Source organism: Pirellulimonas nuda (assembly GCF_007750855.1).
In the GTDB taxonomy this organism is placed as follows: domain Bacteria; phylum Planctomycetota; class Planctomycetia; order Pirellulales; family Lacipirellulaceae; genus Pirellulimonas; species Pirellulimonas nuda.
In genome coordinates this window covers 1,329,231-1,349,975 of record NZ_CP036291.1, presented here as the reverse complement: position 1 = coordinate 1,349,975, position 20,745 = coordinate 1,329,231, and the positions used below count along the sequence as shown (strand labels likewise).

At 65.6% G+C, this 20,745-nt stretch carries 21 protein-coding genes; 14 read left to right on the top strand and 7 right to left on the bottom strand.

The window, feature by feature from the left end; all coding sequences use genetic code 11:
• The first annotated feature begins 61 nt into the window (after positions 1 to 61).
• The 8 genes from Pla175_RS05760 (at position 62) to hisB (ending at position 8,044) form a co-directional block, all read left to right on the top strand.
• Positions 62 to 691 (top strand): 2OG-Fe(II) oxygenase, encoded by a 630-nt coding sequence (locus tag Pla175_RS05760; protein WP_145282006.1) that lies wholly within the window; start codon positions 62 to 64, stop codon positions 689 to 691.
• 208 nt (positions 692 to 899) lie between these two features.
• A complete protein-coding gene (gene gnd / locus Pla175_RS05755; RefSeq protein WP_261342806.1) occupies positions 900 to 2,387 on the top strand; it encodes a decarboxylating NADP(+)-dependent phosphogluconate dehydrogenase in 1,488 nt (495 codons plus the stop codon).
• A gap of 69 nt (positions 2,388 to 2,456) precedes the next feature.
• A complete protein-coding gene (locus Pla175_RS05750; RefSeq protein ID WP_145282004.1) occupies positions 2,457 to 3,347 on the top strand; it encodes a hypothetical protein in 891 nt (296 codons plus the stop codon).
• Positions 3,348 to 3,415: 68 nt separating this feature from the next.
• On the top strand, positions 3,416 to 4,867 hold the full coding sequence (gene zwf / locus Pla175_RS05745) for a glucose-6-phosphate dehydrogenase (protein WP_145282002.1): 1,452 nt from the start codon (positions 3,416 to 3,418) through the stop codon (positions 4,865 to 4,867).
• A 206-nt stretch (positions 4,868 to 5,073) separates the two neighbouring features.
• Positions 5,074 to 5,667 carry a riboflavin synthase gene (locus tag Pla175_RS05740; RefSeq protein ID WP_145282000.1) on the top strand — a complete coding sequence of 198 codons (594 nt, stop codon included), beginning with the start codon at positions 5,074 to 5,076 and terminating at the stop codon, positions 5,665 to 5,667.
• A gap of 153 nt (positions 5,668 to 5,820) precedes the next feature.
• On the top strand, positions 5,821 to 6,699 hold the full coding sequence (gene rsmA / locus Pla175_RS05735; protein WP_145281998.1) for a 16S rRNA (adenine(1518)-N(6)/adenine(1519)-N(6))-dimethyltransferase RsmA: 879 nt from the start codon (positions 5,821 to 5,823) through the stop codon (positions 6,697 to 6,699).
• A 343-nt stretch (positions 6,700 to 7,042) separates the two neighbouring features.
• A complete protein-coding gene (locus Pla175_RS05730; protein WP_145281996.1) occupies positions 7,043 to 7,270 on the top strand; it encodes a hypothetical protein in 228 nt (75 codons plus the stop codon).
• Between the two features lie 186 nt (positions 7,271 to 7,456).
• Positions 7,457 to 8,044 carry an imidazoleglycerol-phosphate dehydratase HisB gene (hisB, locus tag Pla175_RS05725; protein WP_145281994.1) on the top strand — a complete coding sequence of 196 codons (588 nt, stop codon included), beginning with the start codon at positions 7,457 to 7,459 and terminating at the stop codon, positions 8,042 to 8,044.
• A gap of 202 nt (positions 8,045 to 8,246) precedes the next feature.
• On the opposite strand, the gene Pla175_RS05720 is transcribed toward hisB, so the two are convergent.
• Positions 8,247 to 8,861, bottom strand: a complete 615-nt coding sequence (locus tag Pla175_RS05720) for an inorganic pyrophosphatase (protein ID WP_145281992.1) — start codon at positions 8,859 to 8,861, stop codon at positions 8,247 to 8,249.
• A gap of 106 nt (positions 8,862 to 8,967) precedes the next feature.
• Positions 8,968 to 10,293: a 6-phosphofructokinase gene (locus tag Pla175_RS05715; protein WP_145281990.1), complete on the bottom strand. Its 1,326-nt coding sequence runs from the start codon at positions 10,291 to 10,293 to the stop codon at positions 8,968 to 8,970.
• 340 nt (positions 10,294 to 10,633) lie between these two features.
• Between Pla175_RS05715 and Pla175_RS05710 the strand changes: the two genes are divergently transcribed.
• The 5 genes from Pla175_RS05710 (at position 10,634) to ppnP (ending at position 14,804) form a co-directional block, all read left to right on the top strand.
• Positions 10,634 to 12,340, top strand: a complete 1,707-nt coding sequence (locus Pla175_RS05710) for a DUF1559 domain-containing protein (RefSeq protein WP_145281988.1) — start codon at positions 10,634 to 10,636, stop codon at positions 12,338 to 12,340.
• Positions 12,337 to 12,957, top strand: coding sequence for a GDSL-type esterase/lipase family protein (locus Pla175_RS05705; RefSeq protein ID WP_197527290.1), 621 nt, complete (start codon positions 12,337 to 12,339; stop codon positions 12,955 to 12,957). Before Pla175_RS05710 ends, Pla175_RS05705 begins: the two co-directional genes overlap by 4 nt.
• A gap of 149 nt (positions 12,958 to 13,106) precedes the next feature.
• Positions 13,107 to 14,009: a PfkB family carbohydrate kinase gene (locus Pla175_RS05700; protein WP_145281982.1), complete on the top strand. Its 903-nt coding sequence runs from the start codon at positions 13,107 to 13,109 to the stop codon at positions 14,007 to 14,009.
• 102 nt (positions 14,010 to 14,111) lie between these two features.
• Positions 14,112 to 14,450, top strand: a complete 339-nt coding sequence (locus Pla175_RS05695; RefSeq protein WP_145281980.1) for a heavy-metal-associated domain-containing protein — start codon at positions 14,112 to 14,114, stop codon at positions 14,448 to 14,450.
• Between the two features lie 27 nt (positions 14,451 to 14,477).
• Positions 14,478 to 14,804: a pyrimidine/purine nucleoside phosphorylase gene (gene ppnP / locus Pla175_RS05690; protein WP_145281978.1), complete on the top strand. Its 327-nt coding sequence runs from the start codon at positions 14,478 to 14,480 to the stop codon at positions 14,802 to 14,804.
• A gap of 93 nt (positions 14,805 to 14,897) precedes the next feature.
• Here the strand turns inward: ppnP and Pla175_RS05685 are convergent, their stop codons facing one another.
• The 5 genes from Pla175_RS05685 to thrC all read right to left on the bottom strand — a co-directional run bounded on the left by Pla175_RS05685 (position 14,898) and on the right by thrC (position 19,780).
• Positions 14,898 to 15,254, bottom strand: a complete 357-nt coding sequence (locus Pla175_RS05685; protein WP_145281976.1) for a hypothetical protein — start codon at positions 15,252 to 15,254, stop codon at positions 14,898 to 14,900.
• A gap of 266 nt (positions 15,255 to 15,520) precedes the next feature.
• Positions 15,521 to 16,909 carry an MFS transporter gene (locus Pla175_RS05680; RefSeq protein ID WP_145281974.1) on the bottom strand — a complete coding sequence of 463 codons (1,389 nt, stop codon included), beginning with the start codon at positions 16,907 to 16,909 and terminating at the stop codon, positions 15,521 to 15,523.
• A 26-nt stretch (positions 16,910 to 16,935) separates the two neighbouring features.
• Entirely contained in the window at positions 16,936 to 17,310 is a 375-nt protein-coding gene (locus Pla175_RS05675) for a hypothetical protein (RefSeq protein ID WP_145281972.1), read from the bottom strand.
• A 185-nt stretch (positions 17,311 to 17,495) separates the two neighbouring features.
• Positions 17,496 to 18,299, bottom strand: a complete 804-nt coding sequence (gene dapB, locus Pla175_RS05670; RefSeq protein ID WP_145281970.1) for a 4-hydroxy-tetrahydrodipicolinate reductase — start codon at positions 18,297 to 18,299, stop codon at positions 17,496 to 17,498.
• A gap of 50 nt (positions 18,300 to 18,349) precedes the next feature.
• On the bottom strand, positions 18,350 to 19,780 hold the full coding sequence (gene thrC / locus Pla175_RS05665) for a threonine synthase (RefSeq protein ID WP_231954206.1): 1,431 nt from the start codon (positions 19,778 to 19,780) through the stop codon (positions 18,350 to 18,352).
• Positions 19,781 to 20,220: 440 nt separating this feature from the next.
• On the opposite strand from thrC, the gene Pla175_RS05660 reads away from it, so the two are divergent.
• Positions 20,221 to 20,586, top strand: a complete 366-nt coding sequence (locus tag Pla175_RS05660) for a TraR/DksA family transcriptional regulator (RefSeq protein ID WP_145281968.1) — start codon at positions 20,221 to 20,223, stop codon at positions 20,584 to 20,586.
• Positions 20,587 to 20,745: the final 159 nt, after the last annotated feature.

Genomic DNA, 20,745 nt, shown 5'->3' with positions numbered 1-20,745 from the left:
GGCGCCATGCTCCCCCACACCATGGTGCACTGCGTGCACCCTACACGATCGGAACCCCCACATGTCGCTGCTCAATCTCGACGCCTTCCGCGCCGCCCCGCTCACCACCGAACCCTTCCCCTACATGATCCTGCCGGGCTTCGTCCGCAGCGACGCGGTGGACGCCCTGCACCGCGACTACCCCCGGCTGGCGCTCGGCGGCAGCTTCCCGCTGGCCTCGGTGAGCGGCGGGCCGATGTTCGACCAGATGGCCCAAGAGCTGCGCGGCGAACGGGTGCGGGCCGCGTTCGCCGAGAAATTCGGCGTCGACCTGGCCGACCGTCCGACCACGCTCACCGTCCGCGGCCGCTGCCGCAAGAAGGACGGCAAGGTGCACACCGACAGCCGCAGCAAGCTGATCACCGTGCTGGTGTACATGAACGGCCCGTGGGAGGCCCCCGGGGGCCGGCTGCGGCTGTTGAAGTCGAACAACATCAACGACGTGATCTGCGAAGCCCCCCCGGAACAGGGGACGCTGGTCGCATTCCGCAACGACACGAACGCCTGGCACGGCCACCTGCCGTTCGAGGGAGAACGCCGCGCCCTGCAGCTCAACTGGGTGAAAGACGAGGCGGCCGTGCTCAAGAGCGAGCGCCGCCACGGCTGGAGCGCGTGGCTGAAGCGTTTCCGCAGCGCGCGTCAAGCAGCGTAGCGCCACTACTTCCACCGTCATTCGCAAGCCAATAGCCGACGGGCGCCGCCCCGTCGGCTATTTTTCGATATCCCCCATTTCCCTGCTTTTCTGCTTCCCCGCGTCGCGTCAGTCTTCGTCGCCCCCGCGCCCATTGACCCGCCCCCCGCCCGCAGCGGATCATTCGTCCTTCCGACGAACCCCAGCAGGCTAGCGAGGAGCGAACGACGTGGCCCCAGAAAAGCAAAATGACAAACAAGCAGAACTGTGCGATTTCGGCCTGATCGGCCTGGCCGTGATGGGCGAGAACCTCGCCCTGAACATCGAGAGCCGCGGCTACAGCGTGGCGGTCTACAACCGCACCACCAGCGTGATGGAAAACTTCATGGCGGGCCGAGCGGCCGGCAAGAAGTTCATCGGCTGCACCTCGCCCAAAGCGCTGGTCGCCAGCCTCGCCAAGCCGCGCAAGATCATGATGATGGTCAAGGCCGGGGCCCCGGTCGACGCCGTAATCGACGAGGTCACGCCGCTGCTCGATAAGGGCGACATCCTCATCGACGGGGGCAACTCCTACTACGTCGACACCGAGCGCCGCACGACCGAGCTTACCGAAAAGGGGATCCACTACATCGGCGCCGGGGTGAGCGGCGGCGAAGAGGGCGCCCTCAAGGGCCCCAGCATCATGCCCGGCGGCGACAAGAGCGCCTGGCCCGCCGTGAAGCCCATCTTCCAGGCGATCGCCGCCAAGGTCGGCCCCAACAACGACATCCCCTGCTGCGAGTGGGTCGGCCCCCGCGGCGCCGGGCACTACGTCAAGATGGTGCACAACGGCATCGAGTACGGCGACATGCAGCTTATCTGCGAGGCCTACTTCTTGATGACCGAGGCGCTCGGCCTCACCAACGACGAGCTGTACGACGTGTTCGCCGACTGGAACACGGGCGAGCTGGACAGCTACCTGATCGAGATCACCCGCGACATTTTTAGCGTCAAAGAAGGGGGCGACTACCTCGTCGATAAGGTGCTCGACCGCGCCGGCGCCAAAGGCACGGGTAAGTGGATGAGCCAACTGGCGCTCGACCTGGGGGTCCCCAGCACGCTGGTCACCGAAGCGGTGTACGCCCGCAGCCTCAGCGCGCTCAAGGAAGAACGCGTCCGCGCCAGCAAGCTACTCAAGGGCCCGCACGGCGACCACCTGAACGGCAAGAAATACGAGGGAGACAAGCAGGCGTTCATCACGCAGATCCGCGACGCGCTGTACGCCTCAAAGATCGTCAGCTACGCCCAGGGCTTCGTGCAGCTCCGCGCCGCCGCCGCCGAGCACGACTGGCCGCTGAACTACGGCGACTGCGCCATGCTGTGGCGTGGCGGCTGCATCATCCGCGCGGTGTTCCTGGACCGCATCAAGGAAGCGTTCGACAAGGACCCGAAGCTCGACAACCTGCTGCTGGCCCCCTACTTCGCCTCGGCGGTCGACAAGGCCCAAGACGGCTGGCGCCACGTCGTGGCCACCTCCGCCACGCTAGGCATCCCGGTGCCGGCCTTCGCCACCGCGCTAGCCTACTACGACGGCTACCGCCGAGCCCGCCTGCCGGCCAACCTGCTGCAGGCCCAGCGCGACTACTTCGGCGCCCACACGTACGAGCGGGTGGATAAGCCGGCGGGCGAGATGTTTCATACGGAGTGGTTGGATTTGCGGAAGTCGCCCGCGGTGTGACGCGCGGGGGAACCGCCGAGGACGCCACGCCGTTTGGCGAACCACCTTAGGAACCAGGATCGCTCACGGATGTCACTCAACTTCGAAATTGCAAAGCCGTTCTCGCTCAGAGCTCATCCCAATCTGAGCGAGGGCTGGCTGCAACAGCAGATCCGTGACGAACCGTCCATTCTGGGATTGGGAAATGTGGTCGTGATCGCTGTTGAGAAGCGGCAGTCGAACGCTGGAAGACTTGACCTGCTTCTTCACGATGAGCAACTTGGGCGACGTTATGAAGTCGAGTTGATGCTCGGCGCGACGGACGCCAGCCATATCGTACGCACGATCGAGTACTGGGACATCGAACGCCGTAGATATCCGGCCTACAACCACGTCGCAGTACTCGTCGCTGAGGACGTAACCTCACGCTTCCTGAACGTCCTTTCACTTCTGGCCGGCAATATTCCGCTAATCGCTATCAAGCTTACGGCGGTCCAAGTAGAGGATCGTGTTCTGCTTCATTTCGTGAAGGTGCTGGACCAAACAGAGCTTCGCGAAGACGATGCGTACGAGGGGGGGTTGATCGAAGGAACTGCGGATGTCGATCGATCGACCTGGGAAGGCCGCGTTGGCCCAAAGATGCTCTCGCTCTGCGATGCTGTTTTGGAGATGGCAGTCGCATGCACAGGCACTAGTCTTGAACTGAAGTACAAGAAGGCGTACATCGCTATCTCTCGCCCAGGCGGGTTTTTTAATCTGGTAATCCTTTTCCCGAAGTTGAACCTGGTCGCGGTAGAGTTTCCGATCGACGAGCCAGAAGTCTGGATAGGCAAGCTCGCGGATGATGGCATCGATGTTCGTGCGCGGCGAGGGAATCGAATCATCATAAATCTAGGTCCGAAAGACCTAGAACTGCACGCTCAGTCGGTCCGAAGCGTCCTTCAACATGCACTGGCGCAAGCGTCAGAAGATGCGGATTAAAGTCGAGAACTCTTTGGCGCTCTTGGCGTCCTTGGCGGTTCCCTGATCAACGAAAGCCCCCACAAACCATGCCCACCTTCGTCATCTTCGGCGCCTCTGGCGACCTCACCAGCCGCAAACTGATCCCGGCGCTCTACAACCTGCACCGCCGCGGGCGGTTGCCGGAGGGTACGCGCGTGGTGGGGTTCTCACGCACGCCGTACGAGCACGACGCCTGGCGGGCGGAGCTGGCCGAAAGCACCCAGAAGTTTGTGGGCGAGAAGTTCGACAAGGGGGTGTGGGGTGAGTTCGCGAAGAACGTCTACTACCACGCCGGCGATATCGGTCAGGGAGAAGACTTTGCCGGGCTCGACACGTTCTTGAAAGAGCTAGAAGGGGACGCCAGCCGCGAGCGGGTCTATTACCTCTCCACCGCGCCGCGGTTCTACGGCCCCGCCGTTGAGCAGCTCGGCAAGAACGGCATGGCGGACCAATCCAGCGGCGCCCGGCGGGTGGTGATCGAGAAGCCGTTCGGCACCGATCTGGCTTCCGCGAACAAGCTCAACGAGGTCGTCCACCAGTCGTTCGACGAGAGCCAGGTCTACCGCATCGACCACTACCTGGGCAAAGAGACCGTGCAGAACCTGATGGTGCTGCGGTTCGCCAACGCCATCTTCGAGCCCATCTGGAACCGCAACTACATCGACCACGTGCAAATCACCGTCGCCGAGGAGGTCGAGATCGGCTCGCGGGCCGGCTACTACGACACGGCCGGCATCGTGCGAGACATGTTCCAGAACCACATCCTGCAACTGCTGTCGATCACCGCCATGGAGGCGCCGGTCAAATACGCGGCCGACCCCGTGCGCGACGAGAAGGTCAAGGTGTTGCAGGCGGTCCGCTGCCTCACGCCAGACGACGTGAAGCGCGACACCGTCCGCGGCCAGTACCGCGGCTACACGGCCGAAGAAGGGGTGGAGGCCCGCAGCCGCACCGCCACGTTCGCGGCCATCAAGCTGTCGATCGACAACTGGCGTTGGCAGGGGGTGCCGTTCTACCTGCGCAGCGGCAAGGCGATGAGCTGCCGCAGCTCGCAGATCGTCATCCAGTTCCGCCAGCCGCCGCACATGCTGTTCGACACGGGGCCGCGGAGCGTGAACGAATCGAACCGGCTGGTGGTGCAGGTGCAGCCGGCCGAGGGGATCCAGATGCACTTCCAGACCAAGGTGCCCGACGCGGGCATGAGGATGCGGCAGACCGACCTCGACTTCCGCTTCGGCCGCGAGTTCAAGGGCTCGATGCCCGAGGCGTACGAGCGTCTGCTGCTAGACGCCCTGGAGGGAGACGCCAGCCTGTTCGCGCGTGCCGACGAGGTCGAAGCCGCTTGGAGCATCTGCGACCCGATCCTCGCGGCCTGGGCCAAGTACGACCGCCCAACGCTCTACCCCTACGACCCCGGCTTGTGGGGGCCGGAAGAATCGACCGAGTGGATGCAGGGGCATGGGCGCGAGTGGTTCGATACGTGCCCGGTACTACGGTAGCCCGTTGCCCGTGGTCCGTTGCCAGTGGGAAGCGCAAAGCGATTCACCAACACTAGCACAACGGCGGGTGGCTGGGGTCGTAGGCGTTAGCCGAAGCCCCCAGCGGACGCTGAGGAATTGTGATATGGGATAGAGCCACTGCTGGGGGCTCCGCCTATCGGCTCCGACCCCAGCCACCCGTCACCCGTCGCTGAAAGCTCCTAACAATGTTCACCGGACTCGTCCAAGCACTCGCCGAAGTCGTCGCCATCGTCCCCGAGGGGCCGGGCGTGCGTCTGGTGATCGACTGCACGGCGCTGGCCGCACGAGCGCAGCTCGGCGCGAGCATCGCCATCAACGGCTGCTGCCTGACGGTGGTAGAGATCGACGGCGACCGACTGGCGTTTCAGGCGGGGTCGGAAACCCTCTCGCGGACCAACCTGGGGGAGCTCGCGCCCGGCGGCCGGGTAAACCTAGAGCCCTCGCTGCGGGTGGGCGACGAGATGGGGGGGCACTACGTCTCGGGGCACATCGACGCGGTGGGCGTCGTGGACGAGCGAACCGACGACGCCGACTGGTCCACCTTCTGGTTCCGGGTCCCTCCCGCCCTGACCCGCCAGATGGCCAGCAAGGGCTCCGCGGCGGTCGACGGCGTCAGCCTGACGCTGGTGGATGTCGAGCCGGAGCGGTTCAGCGTGGCGCTAATCCCCCACACCCTGGCCGCAACCACGCTGGGGGGCCGGCGGGTGGGGGACCGGGTGAATGTGGAGACCGATTTATTGGCGAAGTATGTCGCGAGGCAGCTAGATGATAGAGGGTAGATGATAGATGATAGGAAGGACGGCTCGATGGCGCCTGCAATCAGGTGCATCCGGCCGATACGATGTCCCTTTCCCGTCCCTAGCATCTAACCTCTATCATCTATCATCTCCCCCTCCCCGCCCCCCCCCAGCCGCCAAACCAAGTCCTACCTGATGTCCAAGCTGCGCGAGATCGGCGTGAAGCCGGCGTCGCGGCACGGGCAGAACTTCCTGATCGACCTCAACCTGGTGCGCCTGATCGTTAGCTCGGCGGAGCTGGGCCCGCGGGACGTGGTGCTGGAGGTGGGCACCGGCACCGGGGCGCTCACCGAGATGATGGCGCCCCAGGTCGGCGCGGTGGTGACGGTCGAGATCGACAAGCACCTGTACGAGCTGGCCAGCGAAGAGCTGATCGACTTCGACAACGTCACGATGCTGCAGTGCGACGCGCTGAAGAACAAGAACCGCTTCAACCCGCTGGTGATGGACGCGGTCGGCGAGGCGCTCGCCCGCGTGCCGAACAGCCAACTCAAGCTGGTGGCGAACCTGCCGTACAGCGTCGCCACGCCGATCATTTCCAACCTGCTGCTGTGCGAGCACACGCCGCACATGATGGTGGCCACCATCCAGAAGGAGCTGGCCGACCGCATCGTCGCCGACCCTTGGAGCAAGGACTACGGCGCCCTGAGCGTGTGGATGCAGGCCCAGTGCGCCACCGAGCTGGTCCGCGAGATGAGCCCCAAGGTCTTCTGGCCTCAGCCCAAAGTAACGTCGGCCATCATCAAGTGCACGGTCTCCCCCGAGCACCGCGACGCGATCCCCGACCTGCGGTACTTCCACCAGTTCACCAAGAGCATCTTCTTGCACCGCCGCAAGTTCCTCCGCGCCAACCTGGTGGCGGCGATGAAGCGCGAGCTCACCAAAGAGCAGGTCGACGAGATCATCGGCCGCATGGGCTTCGCCGACGACGCCCGCACCGAGCAGATCGACGTGCCGACGCTGCTGGCCTTCTGCGAAGAGGTGCGGAAAGTGGCGCCCGACTGGAAGCTGTAGACGGAAGGGGAACCGCCAAGACGCCACGAGCGCCAAGCACGCCACGACGGACGGACGGGGAACCGCCAAGAGCGCCAAGGACGGAAGTTAGACAGGATTTTCTGGATTGACAGGAGAGGAGGTGTTAAGGCTAGCGACGGAATTATCTCTCTCCCGTTTATCCCCGTTCTTCTTGTCAATCCTGTTGATTTCTGCGTAGCCTTGGCGCTCTTGGCGTCCTTGGCGGTTCCCCCTCCTTCGTGGCGTGCTTGGCGCTCGTGGCGTCTTGGCGGTTCCGTCCTTTCTGAGCCGCCGGAATCGGCTACAATCGGCGGCTCGGGAGCACCAGGCAGGACCCAGCACCATGCAATTCATTGAAATGACCGGCGTCACCCTCGATCGCATCTTGGTCGAGGACGAGCTGCACCACGAAGACCTGAACGCGGCCGGGGTGAACCCCGACACGATCGTGCGGGTCAACCCACAGGGCGACATCGAGGTCCGACGCCAGGCCGGCTGGGACGTGGTCGGCGGCCTGCTGGGCGAGTTCGAAGAACGCGTCCGCCACGAAACAGGCCTCGACTGGGCCTAGCAGAAACCTGGGCCTGACGCCTTGTTTGCCCACGAATCTCGCGAATGAAGCGAATAAGCGGGCGCGGCGATTGCCGCACTTTCAGTCTCGTCGGACTTTGAGTTCTGCGACAAACTAGTACTCGATCTACGCTTGCTTAAAGCGTTCTCCTGATTCGCTTCATTCGTTCAATTCGTGGGCAAAAACGTGGCTCGAAAAGCTTCCATCGAACGAACTACCCGCGAAACCAGCATCCGCTTAGAGCTAGCGCTCGACGGCTCGGGCGCCGCGACCATCGGCACCGGCGTGGGCTTCCTCGACCATATGCTTGAGCTGTTCGCCAAGCACGCCGCGGTCGACCTGAAGGTCGAGGCGACCGGCGACCTCAACGTAGACGCCCACCACACCACCGAGGACGTCGGCATCTGCCTCGGGCAGGCCCTGCGGCAGGCCCTCGGCGATAAGGCCGGCATCCGCCGCTACGGCGACTGCACGCTGCCGATGGACGAGACGCTGGTGACCGCCGCGATCGACCTCTCGGGCCGCGACTACCTGGTCTGGCGGGCGCCGTTTAGCGCCGCCAAGATCGGCGAGTTCGACACGGAGCTGGTCGAGGACTTCTGGCAGGCGTTCGCCTCGAACGCGCAGTGCAACCTGCACGTCGTGCTGCACCACGGCCGCAACAACCACCACATCGCCGAGGCCGCCTTCAAGGCGTGCGCCCGGGCGCTGCGGATGGCGGTCGAGCCCGACGGCCGGCTCACCGGCGTCCCGAGCACCAAGGGCGCGCTCTAAGACGGGTTAACCACGGAGCCACAGAGGACGCAGAGACGAAAGGAGAAGAAACCGCCGATGGACGCGGATGAACGCCGATAAGAACGAGTCTCTCGCTATCGGCGTTCATCCGCGTCCATCGGCGGTTCCAAATATCGATTGCTCGTCTCTCTTGCGTCTCTGTGCTCTCTGTGGCTCTGTGGTGAACCGTCGTGATCTCGGATCACTCGCCGAATTCTTCCTCATAGTCCGCCATCGCGGCGCGGATCACCTCGTGGGCCCGGTCGCGGCCGTAGGCGTGGTCGATCTTCACCTCGACCGCTTCCTCGGGCGTCAGCGCCTTGTAGGTGCTGAAGTAGTGCCGCAGCCGGTCGACCAGCACCTTGGGGAGCTCGGAGACGTCGCTCACCGAATTCCACATCGCGTCGCTCTCGAGCACCGCGATGATCTTGTCGTCCGCCTCGCCGTCGTCCAGCATCGGCAAACCCCCCACCACGCGGGCCTTGAGCAGGATCTCTGAGTTGTTGATCGGCCGCTCGCTAATCACGCAGATGTCTAACGGGTCGCCGTCGCCCGAGCGGCTCTCGGGCATGAGGGCCTGCACACGCTTGCCGCAGAACGTCTTGGGGACGAACCCGTACAGCGTCGGCGGGAAACTCGACGTGCGGTTGGGCCGGTCGACACGCAGGTAGCCGGTCTTCTTGTCGAGCTCGTACTTCACGCGGTCGAACGGCGTGAGCTCGATGTAGGCCTGCACGATGTTCGGCGGGTCGGGGCCGACGTCCAAACCGTGCCAGGGGTGCGGGCGCCAGCGGAAAAACGGCTGCGGGAAACTCATGGGATGGCGCCGGGGTGAAGGGAGAACTGACTCTTGTTCGCAAGACAGGCCGAAGGCCGATCCGTTATCCCCCTCCCCCTTCAGGGGGAGGGGAGAACGCGCTGTGTTACGACGTTGATTCCTCTTCGTTCACATAAGTCTCCAAGAAGCGGGTGAGCTTCTGGAAGTCGCTGTCGGGCTCGATGTAGCGGACCACGGTCACCAGTGTTTCGGGGTCGACCAGCTCTTCGAACGGCACATAGATCAGCTTGAGCTGACCTTCCACCGACACCATCACCCCGTTCAGCCTGTTCTCCACCAGCGCGCGGTAGGCGCCTACGCCGAGCTGGCTGCCGAGCATCACGTCGAACGCGTGCGGCGGCGCGCAGCGGGCCTCGTAGCCGATCTGCAGCGGGGTGAGCTTCTTCTTCTTACCTGTGGTCTTGGCGTAGCTCTCGCCGATCAATCGCGCGAACAGCTCGTGCAGGTTGATCTGCGAGATGTTGATGTGCCCGTGGTCGTCGCGGGCCACCCCCTCGACGTACTTGTAGGGGAGCAGCTCCGCGAGCCCCTCGGCCACCACGATCACGCCGTGCTCGCGGCCCTCGCGTTCGCGGGTGGTCATCGTCAGCACGATCCGGCGGATCACCTCGTCGAGGTTCATCACGCGCCGGGTGCGGGTCTCGCCCGTCGCGGCGTCGGTGTACTCTTCCTGCATCTCGAACTTGCCGCGGATGTCCTCAACGCTGATCACCAGGCTCGCCTCGCCTGCGATGGCCACGCCGTACGCCAGCCAGCCGGCGCTGCGGCCCATGCTCTCGGCGACAAAGTAGCTGCGGTTGGCCTCCGCGTCGGCCATCAGGTTGCGGACCTCGCGGGCGAGGAAGTCGACGGCCGTGAAGTAGCCGAAGGTGAAGTCGATGCCGCGGTAGTCGTTGTCGATCGTCTTGGGCAGGTGCACCACCGGGATGCGGTGGGCGCCCACGGGCAGGCGGTCCTGGAACATCTTGAACTTGTTGGCGGTCTTGAGCGTGTCGTCGCCGCCGATGGACACCAGCGCATCGACCCCCAGCGAACGCAGCCCGTCGTACACCGCCTGCAGCGCGGCCACGCGCTCCGGCTCGTTCAGGTGCGAGGGGTGGGAGACGTTCTTGCCGGGGTTGGCCCGGGCGGTGCCGATCATGATGCCCGCGGAGTTGCGGGCCCGGCTCAGCATGCCGTGGTTGAACACCACGTAGTCGCGGCCCTCTTCCAGCGGCTTGCCCTCTTGAAAGTCAATGAGCGACGAGTAGCCGTGCTTGATGCCGACCACCTCGATGTCGTTCCGCATGAACGACACCGCGGCCGAGGAGATCACCGCGTTGGCGCCCGGCGCGGGGCCGCCGGCGAACAGGATGGCGACACGGCGGAAGTTGTGCTCGTAACGACGGGGGCGGCTCAGGCTGTTGGGCATAGTCACGCAGGGGCGAGTGGCGGCGGGGGGCCAAAGGGGGGGGGGAATGAGAAAGTATTCTAATTGGGGCCGCCAGGGGCGCTTAGGCCCCCCCCAGGCGAGCCGACGGCGTCAGCCGCCGGAGCTTTCAGCGGTCAGCGCTCAGCAGCCAGGGGTCAATCGACAGCATTTTCCCTCGGCGTCGTTCGTTCTAGCGGAACGCTAAAAGCTGACCGCTGAAAGCTAGAAGCCCCCGGCGGCGGACGCCGACGGCTCGCTTTTTGGGCAAAAGTTGACCGCTCGGGCGCCCGCGAGTTACGCTGTCGCTCGTCCGGCGCCCGCTCCTCCAGAGGATCTCACGATGACTTCGCTCGCCCGCTTGCTTACTGTCCGCCTGGTTACCGCCGTGGCGGTGCTGCTTGGTCCGATGGCCATGGCGCGGGCTCAGGAGTCCGCGGGCGGCAGCGTTACTGGCGTCGAGACCCGTTTCGTGACGCCGATGACGGTCGCCTTCGCCCAGTTGCGGCCCGCCCAGGTGATGGCGGCGCCCATCGCCCAGATGCTGCCCATCGAGGTCGCCGAGGCGGCCGGGCAGAAGTTCCTGGGGATCGACCCGAAAGACATCCGGCTGGTGACGGTGGTGGTCGAGGCGCCCCCCGGCCCCGCGCCCCCCAACTACGGCGTCATCTTCGAGCTCGAGAACCCCTTCAGCCCAGCGAAGTTCGCCCCGGAGCTGATCGGGCACACCGAGCGCGCCAAGCTGGGGGAGCGGACCTACCTCAAGAGCCGCGACCCCAACCTGCCGAGCCTCTACCCGATCGACACCAAGACGCTGCTGGTCGGCTCCGAGGGGATGGTCAAGAAGCTCGCCAAGGGGGAACAAGCAGCCGAGGGCTCGTTTGTTGACGACCTCAAGGCGCACGGCGGCGCGGACGACTTCTTTTTGGCGCTCGACCTGCAAGCGCTGCGGCCGTTTGTGCAGATGGGGGTCGGCGCCGGCGGGCAGCAGGTGCCGCCCCAGTACCGCAAGTACCTGCAGATCCCGATGCTGCTCCGCGGCGCCGAGGCCAGCCTGAACCTCAGCAGCGGCCGCGTTAGCGGCCTGGTGGTGCGGGCCGACGACGCGTCTTCGGCAGAGGAGGTCGAGAAGCTGGTGGCCGACGGGATCGCCGAGGCCCGGGCCCAGGCCGAGGCGCCGGCTCAGATGCTGCTGGCCAGCGACGACCCCATCCAGCAGGCGTTTGGCAAGTACTCGCTGCGGATGAACAAGCAGTTTTATGATGGGCTGTCGCTCACCGCCGATGGCGACACCATGACCTTGATCTCGGGCAATCTGGCCGCCGGTGAACTGGGCGATGCGAACGCCTCGGCGCTGATGCAGCAGCAGCTAGTGATTGTCGCGGTGATCGGGATCCTGATCGCGCTGTTGCTGCCGGCAGTGCAGGCGGCCCGCGAAGCGGCCCGGAGATCGCAATCTACGAACAACATGAAGCAACTAATGCTCGCCCTGCACAACTACCACGACGTACACAACGGATTTCCGCCGGCGGCCATCTTCTCGGACGACGGCGAACCCCTGTTGAGCTGGCGGGTAGCGATTCTGCCCTTTGTCGAAGAGCAGGCGTTGTACGAGCAGTTCCACCTCGACGAGCCGTGGGACAGCGAGCACAACAAGCAGCTCATCCCGCTGATGCCACAAACGTTTCTGGACCCGAGCTCGGTGCTATCCCCCGAAGAAGGTCGGTCGTGCTATGCCGCGGTCACGGGCGAAGGCTATCTGATGAGCGGCGGAGCCGATGGAACCGGGATGCGCAACATTACGGACGGGACATCCAATACCGTCGCGCTGGTAGAAGTAAGCGACGAGGCTGCCCCGGTGTGGACCCAGCCCGGGGACTGGACCCCCGACGAAGACGACCCGCTGGCAGGGCTGGGGAGCCGCCACCCGCAGGGCTTCATCGTTGGGTTCTGTGACGGGTCCGTCCACTTCATGTCGCAGGACATCGACCTCGATACGTGGCTGGCGCTGCTCACCATCGGCGGCGGCGAGGTGGTGCAGGTCCCGTGACCGACGCCCCCGTACGCGTCGCCTGCGTCGGCGCCAGCCTGACGTTCGGCCTGGGGCTCCCGAACCGCCGCGAGCAGTGCTACCCGGCCGTGATGGCCCGGCTGCTGGAACAATTCCATCGTGGCGGCTACAACGTCCGCAACTTCGGCTACGCCGGCGCTGCGGCGATGCGCGCCAGCCACGAGCCGTACTGGAAGACGGTGTCGTACGCCTCGGCCACGCGGTTCGCGCCGCAGCTCACGCTGCTGTGCCTGGGGACGAACGACGCCCAGGTGGTAAACGCCGACAAGCTGGGGGAGTTTGAGGCAGATTTGGCGGCCCTGGCCGAGCATTTCGCGGGGCTGACCGACGGCGGGGCCGTGCTGCTGGCGACCCCACCGCCGGTGTTCGAGCCGCTGCCCCAGATCGACATCGCGGCCCTCGACCAAGCGGTCCGCCCCGGCGTCCGGCGGGTCGCGGAGCGGCTGGGCGTGGGGCTGCTCGACTTCTACGGGCCCCTACGCGACAGGCCGGAGCTGTTCCCAGACAACCTGCACCCGGACGCAGAAGGGGCGGCGAGCCTGGGGCGCGTGGCGTACGAGGGGGTGCGGGAGTGGGAATCGCGTCGACGGGCGTAGCCCGGCGGCTATTGGGTTTTGCGATTGAGCGACTTTTCGCGCCTTGTACGCACGTCGCATTCTGCTTAGTTTGTCCCCGTCCCCAGCCCCCGCGGCGCAGTCCGCCGCGGCGGACCACCCCCAGCCCCCCAGCCCCCAGCCCCCCGCGTATGTCTCTGCTCGTCGTTGGATCGGTCGCGATCGATAACGTCCAAACCCCCACCGCCCGCCGCGACAACCTGCTGGGGGGTTCGGCCACGCACTTTTCGTACGCGGCCAGCTTCTTCACCAGCGTCCGGCTGGTGGGCGTGGTGGGCGAAGACTGGCCCGCCCAACACACCCGCATGCTGCAAGACCGCGGCATCGACACGTCGGGGCTCACCCAAGTCGCTGGCGGCGAGACGTTCACCTGGACCGGCCGCTACGAGCCGAACATGAACGACCGCGAGACGCTGGACGTGCAGCTAAACGTGTTCGGCACGTTCGACCCGGAGCTGCCCGCCGACTACCGCGAGGCGCAGTACGTGTTCCTGGCCAACGGCGTGCCGGCGGTGCAGCGGAAAGTGCTGTCGCAGACCACCCAGCGCAAGCTGGCGGTCGCCGACACGATGGACCTGTGGATCACCACCCAGCGCGACGACCTGAACGCGTTGATGAACGACCTGGACGGGCTAGTGCTCAACGACAGCGAGGCCAAGCTGCTCACCGGCACCGAGAACCTGGTGGCCGCGGGGCACGCGGTCCGCGAGATGGGGCCGCGGTTCGTGATCATCAAGAAGGGCGAACACGGCGCCATGTTCTTCAGCGAGCACGAAACCTACGTGATGCCCGCCTACCCCACGCCCAAGGTGATCGACCCCACCGGCGCCGGCGACAGCTTCGCCGGGGGCATGATGGGGTACCTGACGGAGCAGGACCGGTTCGACCCCGAGACGCTGAAGACCGCGATGGCGTACGGCGTGCTGGTCGCCAGCTTCAACGTCGAGGGATTCGGCCTGGAGCGGCTGCAAGAGATCACCCGCGACGACATCGAAAAGCGGATGCGCGACTACCGCCAGATGCTGAGTTTCTAGGCAGGACAGGCCCCGCCCGACGCCAACGCTTGCCCATGGCCGGGGCGGAATCCTATCCTATTTAAGACGCAGTACCCGATCCCCGTCCGAAGGACCCCCGCCATGAAGCTTTATCCACTCGTCGTGCTGGCCGCTTTGGTTGGCTGCTCTACGTCTGAGACGCTGCCGACAACGACCGTCGACGCTTCGCCGGCCGCCGCGCCGCAGGTGTTCAACGTGGCGAACCTGCCGACCGTGTCGATCTCGACGCCGTCGATGCACTGCGAGGTGTGCGCCGCGGGGATCGAAGAGGTGCTGGCCGGCGCCTCCGGCGTGAAGGACGTGAAGTGCGACGTCGACTCGCACACCGTGACGCTGGCGGTCGACGAGTCGGAGTTCGACAAGGACGCGGCAATCGCCTCGCTCGACAAAGCGGGCTTCTCCGAGTCGGTCGTTCAGTAGACCCCCCTCAGCAAACGAGCAACTCCGATGGCGTTTCCCGAAAAGCTTACGTCGGTCGCGATCAAGGTCGCCGCGAATGTTTATTTCGACGGCGCCGTGGTGAGCCGCAGCGTAGAGCTGCCCGACGGCGCCAAGAAGACGCTGGGGTTCATGCAGCGTGGGCAGTACGAGTTCAACACCCGCCAGGCCGAGCTGATGGACATCGTGTCCGGGTCGGTTGAGGTGATGATCCCGGGCGCCGACGGGCCGATCCGCGCGGTGGGGGGGGAATCGTTCCACGTGCCGGCCGACGTCGAGTTCGCGATCACGGTGAACGAGCCAACCGACTACGTCTGTTCGTTCCTGCCGGACTGAGGCATCAGCGGACTCGTACCCACTGACCAAACAACGAAGCGGGCCGTGCGACATTCGCACGGCCCGCTTTTTTCGTTCGGTAGCGACCGTCGGTTAGTATCCGTAGCCGCGTCGGTGATAGGGGTTGCCGTAGCTGCGAGGCGCCACGTAGCCGCCGCGGTAGTACGAAGAGCGGGAAACGCCGTAGGCTCCGCTGTACCCACGCCCATACCCACGCCCGTACCCACCATAACCCCGCCCGTAGGCGGCGTTGTAGCCGTAACTGTGTGAGCCGGGGTAGGAGTGGGCGTGGTAGTGGCCGCCGCCGTAGCCATATCCGTGGGGGTTGCCGATGTCGACGTGCACGCCGGCGCCGCCGATGTGGATGCCTTGGGCAGCGGCCGGGGCGGCCGAAGCGCTCAGCCAGAGGCCGGCGCCGAAGATGGCCAGTGTGGTGAGCATGCGGTTCATGTTCTTCTCTCTCGCGGGGGGAACGCTTTGGGCCCCGTTGCGGCGCCCGTACCTACGAAACCCAACGCGATTGTTACGCCACAGCGGCGAGAAAAATCGAAGAAACCAACAAACCCCTCAGAAACAAGGCGAAACCAAGCCCAGTCCCGGCGAGAGCGGGAATGGCGCCCTTCCGCAGCGCCATCAATCGGACTTCGGGCGCCATCAATTCCGCAGGTCGCGTCGATGGCGGCAAACGCATGGCAGGCTCTGAAGCAGCGAGCCGGCTAGTCTCCCAGCGTGAGCTCTTCGGGGCGGTAGAACAGCGCGATGGGCGCCATGATCGCCGCGGGGGCGAGAAAGATCAGGCACCGCGGCAGGTTGTCCGCCTCTAAGAAACGGATGGCCACGAAGTACAGCACCGCCCCGAACAAGATCCCCAGCCAGTTCACCTGGTTCATCAGCCCGATCATGCGGCCCTTGTCGGCGGCCGGCGGGCGGACCTGCAGCGACACCTGGATCGGCACCACGAACATGCCGGTGAAGAACCCCAGCACGATCAATACCGGGATGCTCCCCCAGAACCCCAGCATGTGAGACTGCGGCCCGAACGGCGCCGCCAGCAGCAGCAGGCAGACCACCATCCCCACGGCGCCGGCGGTCACCACGCGTGGGTTGATCGAGTTGCGCGAGAGCTGCCCACCCACCACGCAGCCGATCGGGATGCCGACCCCCAGCATCGCGGCCAGCAGGCTGGTCCACTCCTTGAGGTCGAGCTGCGTCTTGCCCAGGGCGTTCACCCCCTGGGTGACCACGCCGCCGAGCATCCAGAAGCTGCTGGTCACCAGCAGCGCCAGCAGCAGCTCGCGGTCGCGCCGCACCAGTTGGATCATCTCGGGCGAGATGAACAGGTCGGCGGGGCGCAGCTTGGCGCCCGGGTTGGCCACCGGCACACGCCGCACCAACAGAGATGTCCCCACGCCGACCACGGCGATGAAGATGCAGAACAGCGACGACCGCCACGCGGTGTCGGGCGACGCGCCAAACACGGTCACCACCACGGTGCCGAAGATGATCGCCAAGAAGGTGAACATCAAGAAGATGCCGTTGGCGCGGGGCAGGTCGCGGTCGTGCAGCATCTCCGGCAGGATGCCGTACTTGGGGGGGCCAAAGAACGCGCTCTGGGCGCCCATCAGGAACAGCACCACAAACATGCCGGCCAGCCCGAACTGCTCCCACATCAAGAAGCCGACGAGGCCCAGGGTCATCACCGCGACCTCGCCTACCTTCGAGGCGATGATGAGCGTCCGCTTGCTGGTGCGGTCCGCCAGCCAGCCGGCCACGCCCGAGAGCAACAAGAACGCCGCCGCGAACACGATCATCGCCAGCGACTGCTTGTCTTCCCCCTCGCCGGCCGCGGCGGCCGCGGCGGCCGGGGTCGCTAGCAGCAGCAGCGTCTGCTTGAACAGGTTGTCGTTGAAGGCGCCCAGGAACTGCGTGGCGTTCATCCCCCAGAAGCTGGGGTCCTTCATCAGCGGCGGCAGCACCAGCCCGGCGGCGGTGGACGAGGGCGCCAGCGGCGGGCCGACGGTGGGAGAAGGCGCCGGCGGCGGGCCCGCGGCCACCTGGGAGGCATCGTAGGGGTTCGGCGGCTGGACGGGCGTTGGATCGGGCATGCCAGGAGTCTATCGCCCTCCGCCAATCAACGAAACGGAGACCGGTCGCGCAACTTCTCTACCACCTCCGGCAGCGGGTACTCGATGATCGCGGTCTCAGAACCCCGCAGCTCCCGCAGCCGCCGCCAGCCGCGGGTGACCAGCGCCTCGCGCTCGCGGACGTACGCCGGGTCGAGCCCCCGCTTGTCGAAGTCCCCCTCGAACGCGACCGGCTTGAACGCCCCGTCCACGATGTACTGGGCCAGCGCCGGGTTGCACCTCACGTGCCGCTCCGGCGAGGTGTGCAGCACCTCGGGGTCCAGGAGCCCGATCACGTACCGCAGGTAGAGGTCGCTATCGGGGAGCTCCGCGACGTCCTCGCCGCAGACCTCGCACAGGTAACCCTCGTCACATTTCGCCATGAAAAAGCCTGCGGCTTGGGGCTGTTAGCTCTTAGCGGTCAGCTTTCAGCGATCAGCTTTCAGCTCTGTGTTTCTGCTTCTATGGTCCTACTCGGGGAGGACCGCCTAGCCAAGTCCAGCCGCGTTCGACACAAACGTTGGCAAACATCCACAAAAGCTGACCGCTGATCGCTGAAAGCTGAAAGCTAGGGGCGCAGCCCCAAAACGTCTTGCATGTCGTACAGCCCCGCGGGCTTGTCCTGCAGCCAGCGGGCGGCGACCAGGGCGCCCGACGCGTAGCAGTCGCGGTTGGTGGCCGCCACGCGCAGCTCCAGCGTCTCGCCCAGCAAGCCGAAGACGATGGTGTGCTCGCCCGGGTTGTCGCCGGTGCGCACCGCGTGGTAGCCGATCTCGTCGTGGGGCCGCACGCCGGGCCTGCCGTGCCGGCCGTGGGTGTGCTGGTGCTGGCCCATGGCGTCCGAGATCACCCGGCCAAAGCCGAGCGCCGTGCCGCTGGGGGAGTCTTCCTTGAAGCGGTGATGCCGCTCGATGATCTCGACATCGGCCCCGGTGGGGTGGTCGGCCAGCGCGCGGCCCGCCACCTCGGCCAGCTTCATCGCGATGTTCACCGTCAGGCTCATGCTGGGCGCCCAGCAGACGGGGATCACGCCGGCCGCTTCTTCGATGGCGTTGCGGGTGGTCTCGCCGAAGCCGGTGGTGGCGATCACCAGCGGGAACTTGTGCTCCAGGCAGCGCGCGACCACGCCGTCGACCGCCTCGGGGACGGAGAAGTCGATCACCGCGCCGACGCTCTGCGGCCAGTCGGCCGACAGCGGCACGCCGATCTCTCCAACGCCGGCCAGCACGCCGGCGTCGCGGCCGAGGTTGGGGCTCGAGGCAGATTCGATCGCGGCGACCAGCTCGACCGCGGGGTCGGCGTGGCCGAGCGCCACGAGCCGCTGACCCATGCGACCGGCGGCGCCGTGGATGGCGAGGGTGGTGGGCTTCACGTTCGATGCTCGCTGATTCGATTGCGGTCGTTGATAGAAAGGCAGCCTATTCAGCTGTTGAGCTGAATCGCCCGCACGATCGCGTCCAGATCGTTCTCTACTTGCACGGCCCGGTTGGCGTACGCGGCCCGGCTTACGCCGCGGCTTCCTAGCACGCGGTTGAACTCGTTCTGGTCGGCGGTGTGGTAGGCCACCGTCGCCGTGGGGTCCTTGAGCTGGTGGCCGGTAAGGATGCACACCACGCGTTCGTCGCGGCCGATCACCCCCTCTTCCCGCAGCAGCTTGGCGCCCGCCACGCTGGCGGCGCTGGCCGGCTCGCAGCCCATGCCGTTGGCGCCCACCTGGGCCTTGGCGTCTAGCATCTCTTGCTCGCTCACCTCACGCACCACGCCCTGGGTGCATTCGAGCGCCCGCAGGCACTTGTACAGGTTCACGGGGCGGTTGATCTCGATCGCGCTGGCGATGGTGTCGGCCCGCCTGCCTTCTGAGTCCAGCTCGGCGTAGTAGCCGTTGACGATGCTCGTGTCGGGCTCCCCCTTGTTCCAGCGGAGGCCGCGGTTCTCGTACAGCTCGTACAGCGTGTTGGCGCCCGCGGCGTTGATGATGGCGATCCGCGGCATCCGCTCGATCAGCCCCAACTGGTGCAGCTCGTGGAACGCCTTGCCGAACGCGCTGGAGTTGCCCAGGTTCCCGCCCGGCACCACGATCCAGTCCGGCACCTCCCAGTTCAGGCTCTCAAGCACGCGGAACATGATCGTCTTCTGCCCTTCCAGCCGGAACGGGTTGACGCTGTTCACCAGGTAGATGCCAAGCTGCTTGGAGATCTGCTGTACGCGGTGCATGGCGTCGTCGAAGTCGCCGGCGATTTGCACGGTCAGCGCGCCGTAGTCGAGCGCCTGCGACAGTTTGCCGTAGCTGATCTTGCCCGAGCCGATGAAGATGACCGCCTTCATCAGCTTGCTGCTGCAGCAGTAGAGCGCCAGCGAGGCGCTGGTGTTGCCGGTCGAGGCGCAGGCGGCCCGCTGGGCGCCGGTCATGTGGGCGTGCGTGAAGGCGGCCGTCATGCCGTTGTCCTTGAAGCTGCCCGAGGGGTTCATCCCCTCGTACTCCAAGTACAGCCGGTCGTGGTTCAGCCCGATGTAGTCGGCGACCCCGTTGGTGAGGATCAGCGGGGTCTGCCCCTCGCCGATGGTGACCACCGCCTCGGGGGGGGCGAACGGCAGCAGCTCGTGGAACCGCCACACGCCGCTGCGGCACAGCGGCTCGTTGCGGCGTGACCACTTCGACTCAAACCACTTGAGCGTCTTGGGCACGGGCAGCGCGTCCCAGTCGTACACGATGTCTAGCAGCGAGCCACAGGCGTCGCAGCTCGTGCGGACCTCGTCGACGCTGTACTGGGCGCCGCACCGCGGCATGATGCACTGCTGGTACGCCAGCCCGGTGGTCGGCTGGTTGGTGACGGGCTGGGCGGTCGTAGGCACGGGGCCAACTCCTCGGGCGGACCAAGAATCGCATTAAGATCAACGACTTCAACAACTTACGTTCATACTACCGGCCCGCGTCAGAGGCCGCAACGGGCGTCGTTCTACGGCGCGGGGGCTGTCGAATCTTACCTAGCTTCGGCAGCCGGCAGGCAGAAAAAAGCCCCAAAAAGCCGGCCGCCCCGCGCTGTGCTCGCACGCGCCTCGCGGGTCGGCGGGGTGCAGGCGCGCCGCGGGACGACTTAATTCTATTCTCTTTTGCGTTTTTTAGCGCATTTTCGCGGCCTATCGCCGTTTGGGCCGCGTTTTCTCGGTGATTTCGGCCTTGTTCCACGGTTGTAGGCGCTCCGCGAGCCGGCGTTTAGGATGGAGAGTCTATGCCGAAAAGATCGGCCAGCGCCAAGCCGCTTGGGCAGGCGTTTTTTCCGACGGAGAACGCGATGAAGAAGGCTGACATGCTGGTGTATCGGGAGCGCCTGAACGTGCTGCGGGCCCGCCTGATGGGAGACGTAACCGCCATGGCCAACGCCGCCCTCGGCAAAGGCCGAATGGACGGCGAAACCTCCTCCATGCCCATCCACATGGCCGAGCTTGGCAGCGACAACTTCGAGCAAGAATTCACGCTCAGCCTGGCGCAGACAGAAGGCGACACCGTCTCGCTGATCGACCAGGCGTTGCAGCGGGTCGCGGCTGGCGAGTACGGCAAGTGCGTGGAGTGCAGCGGGGTGATCCCCAAGCTACGCCTGAACGCCATCCCCTACACGCCCGTGTGCGTCAAGTGCGCCGAAGCGCTCGAGGGCGCGTAAAGCGGCGCGATGTACCAGGGGGTCTCGGAGGACCCAGAGACGGAAACTGAGCGAGGCAGCCTACGCCGCCAGACGCGGATGGACACCGATCGGCAGATGGGGGTCCGTGTTTTGGCGGCATCGGTCTGCGGATCGCTCGGTTTTTGCGTCTGGGTGCTC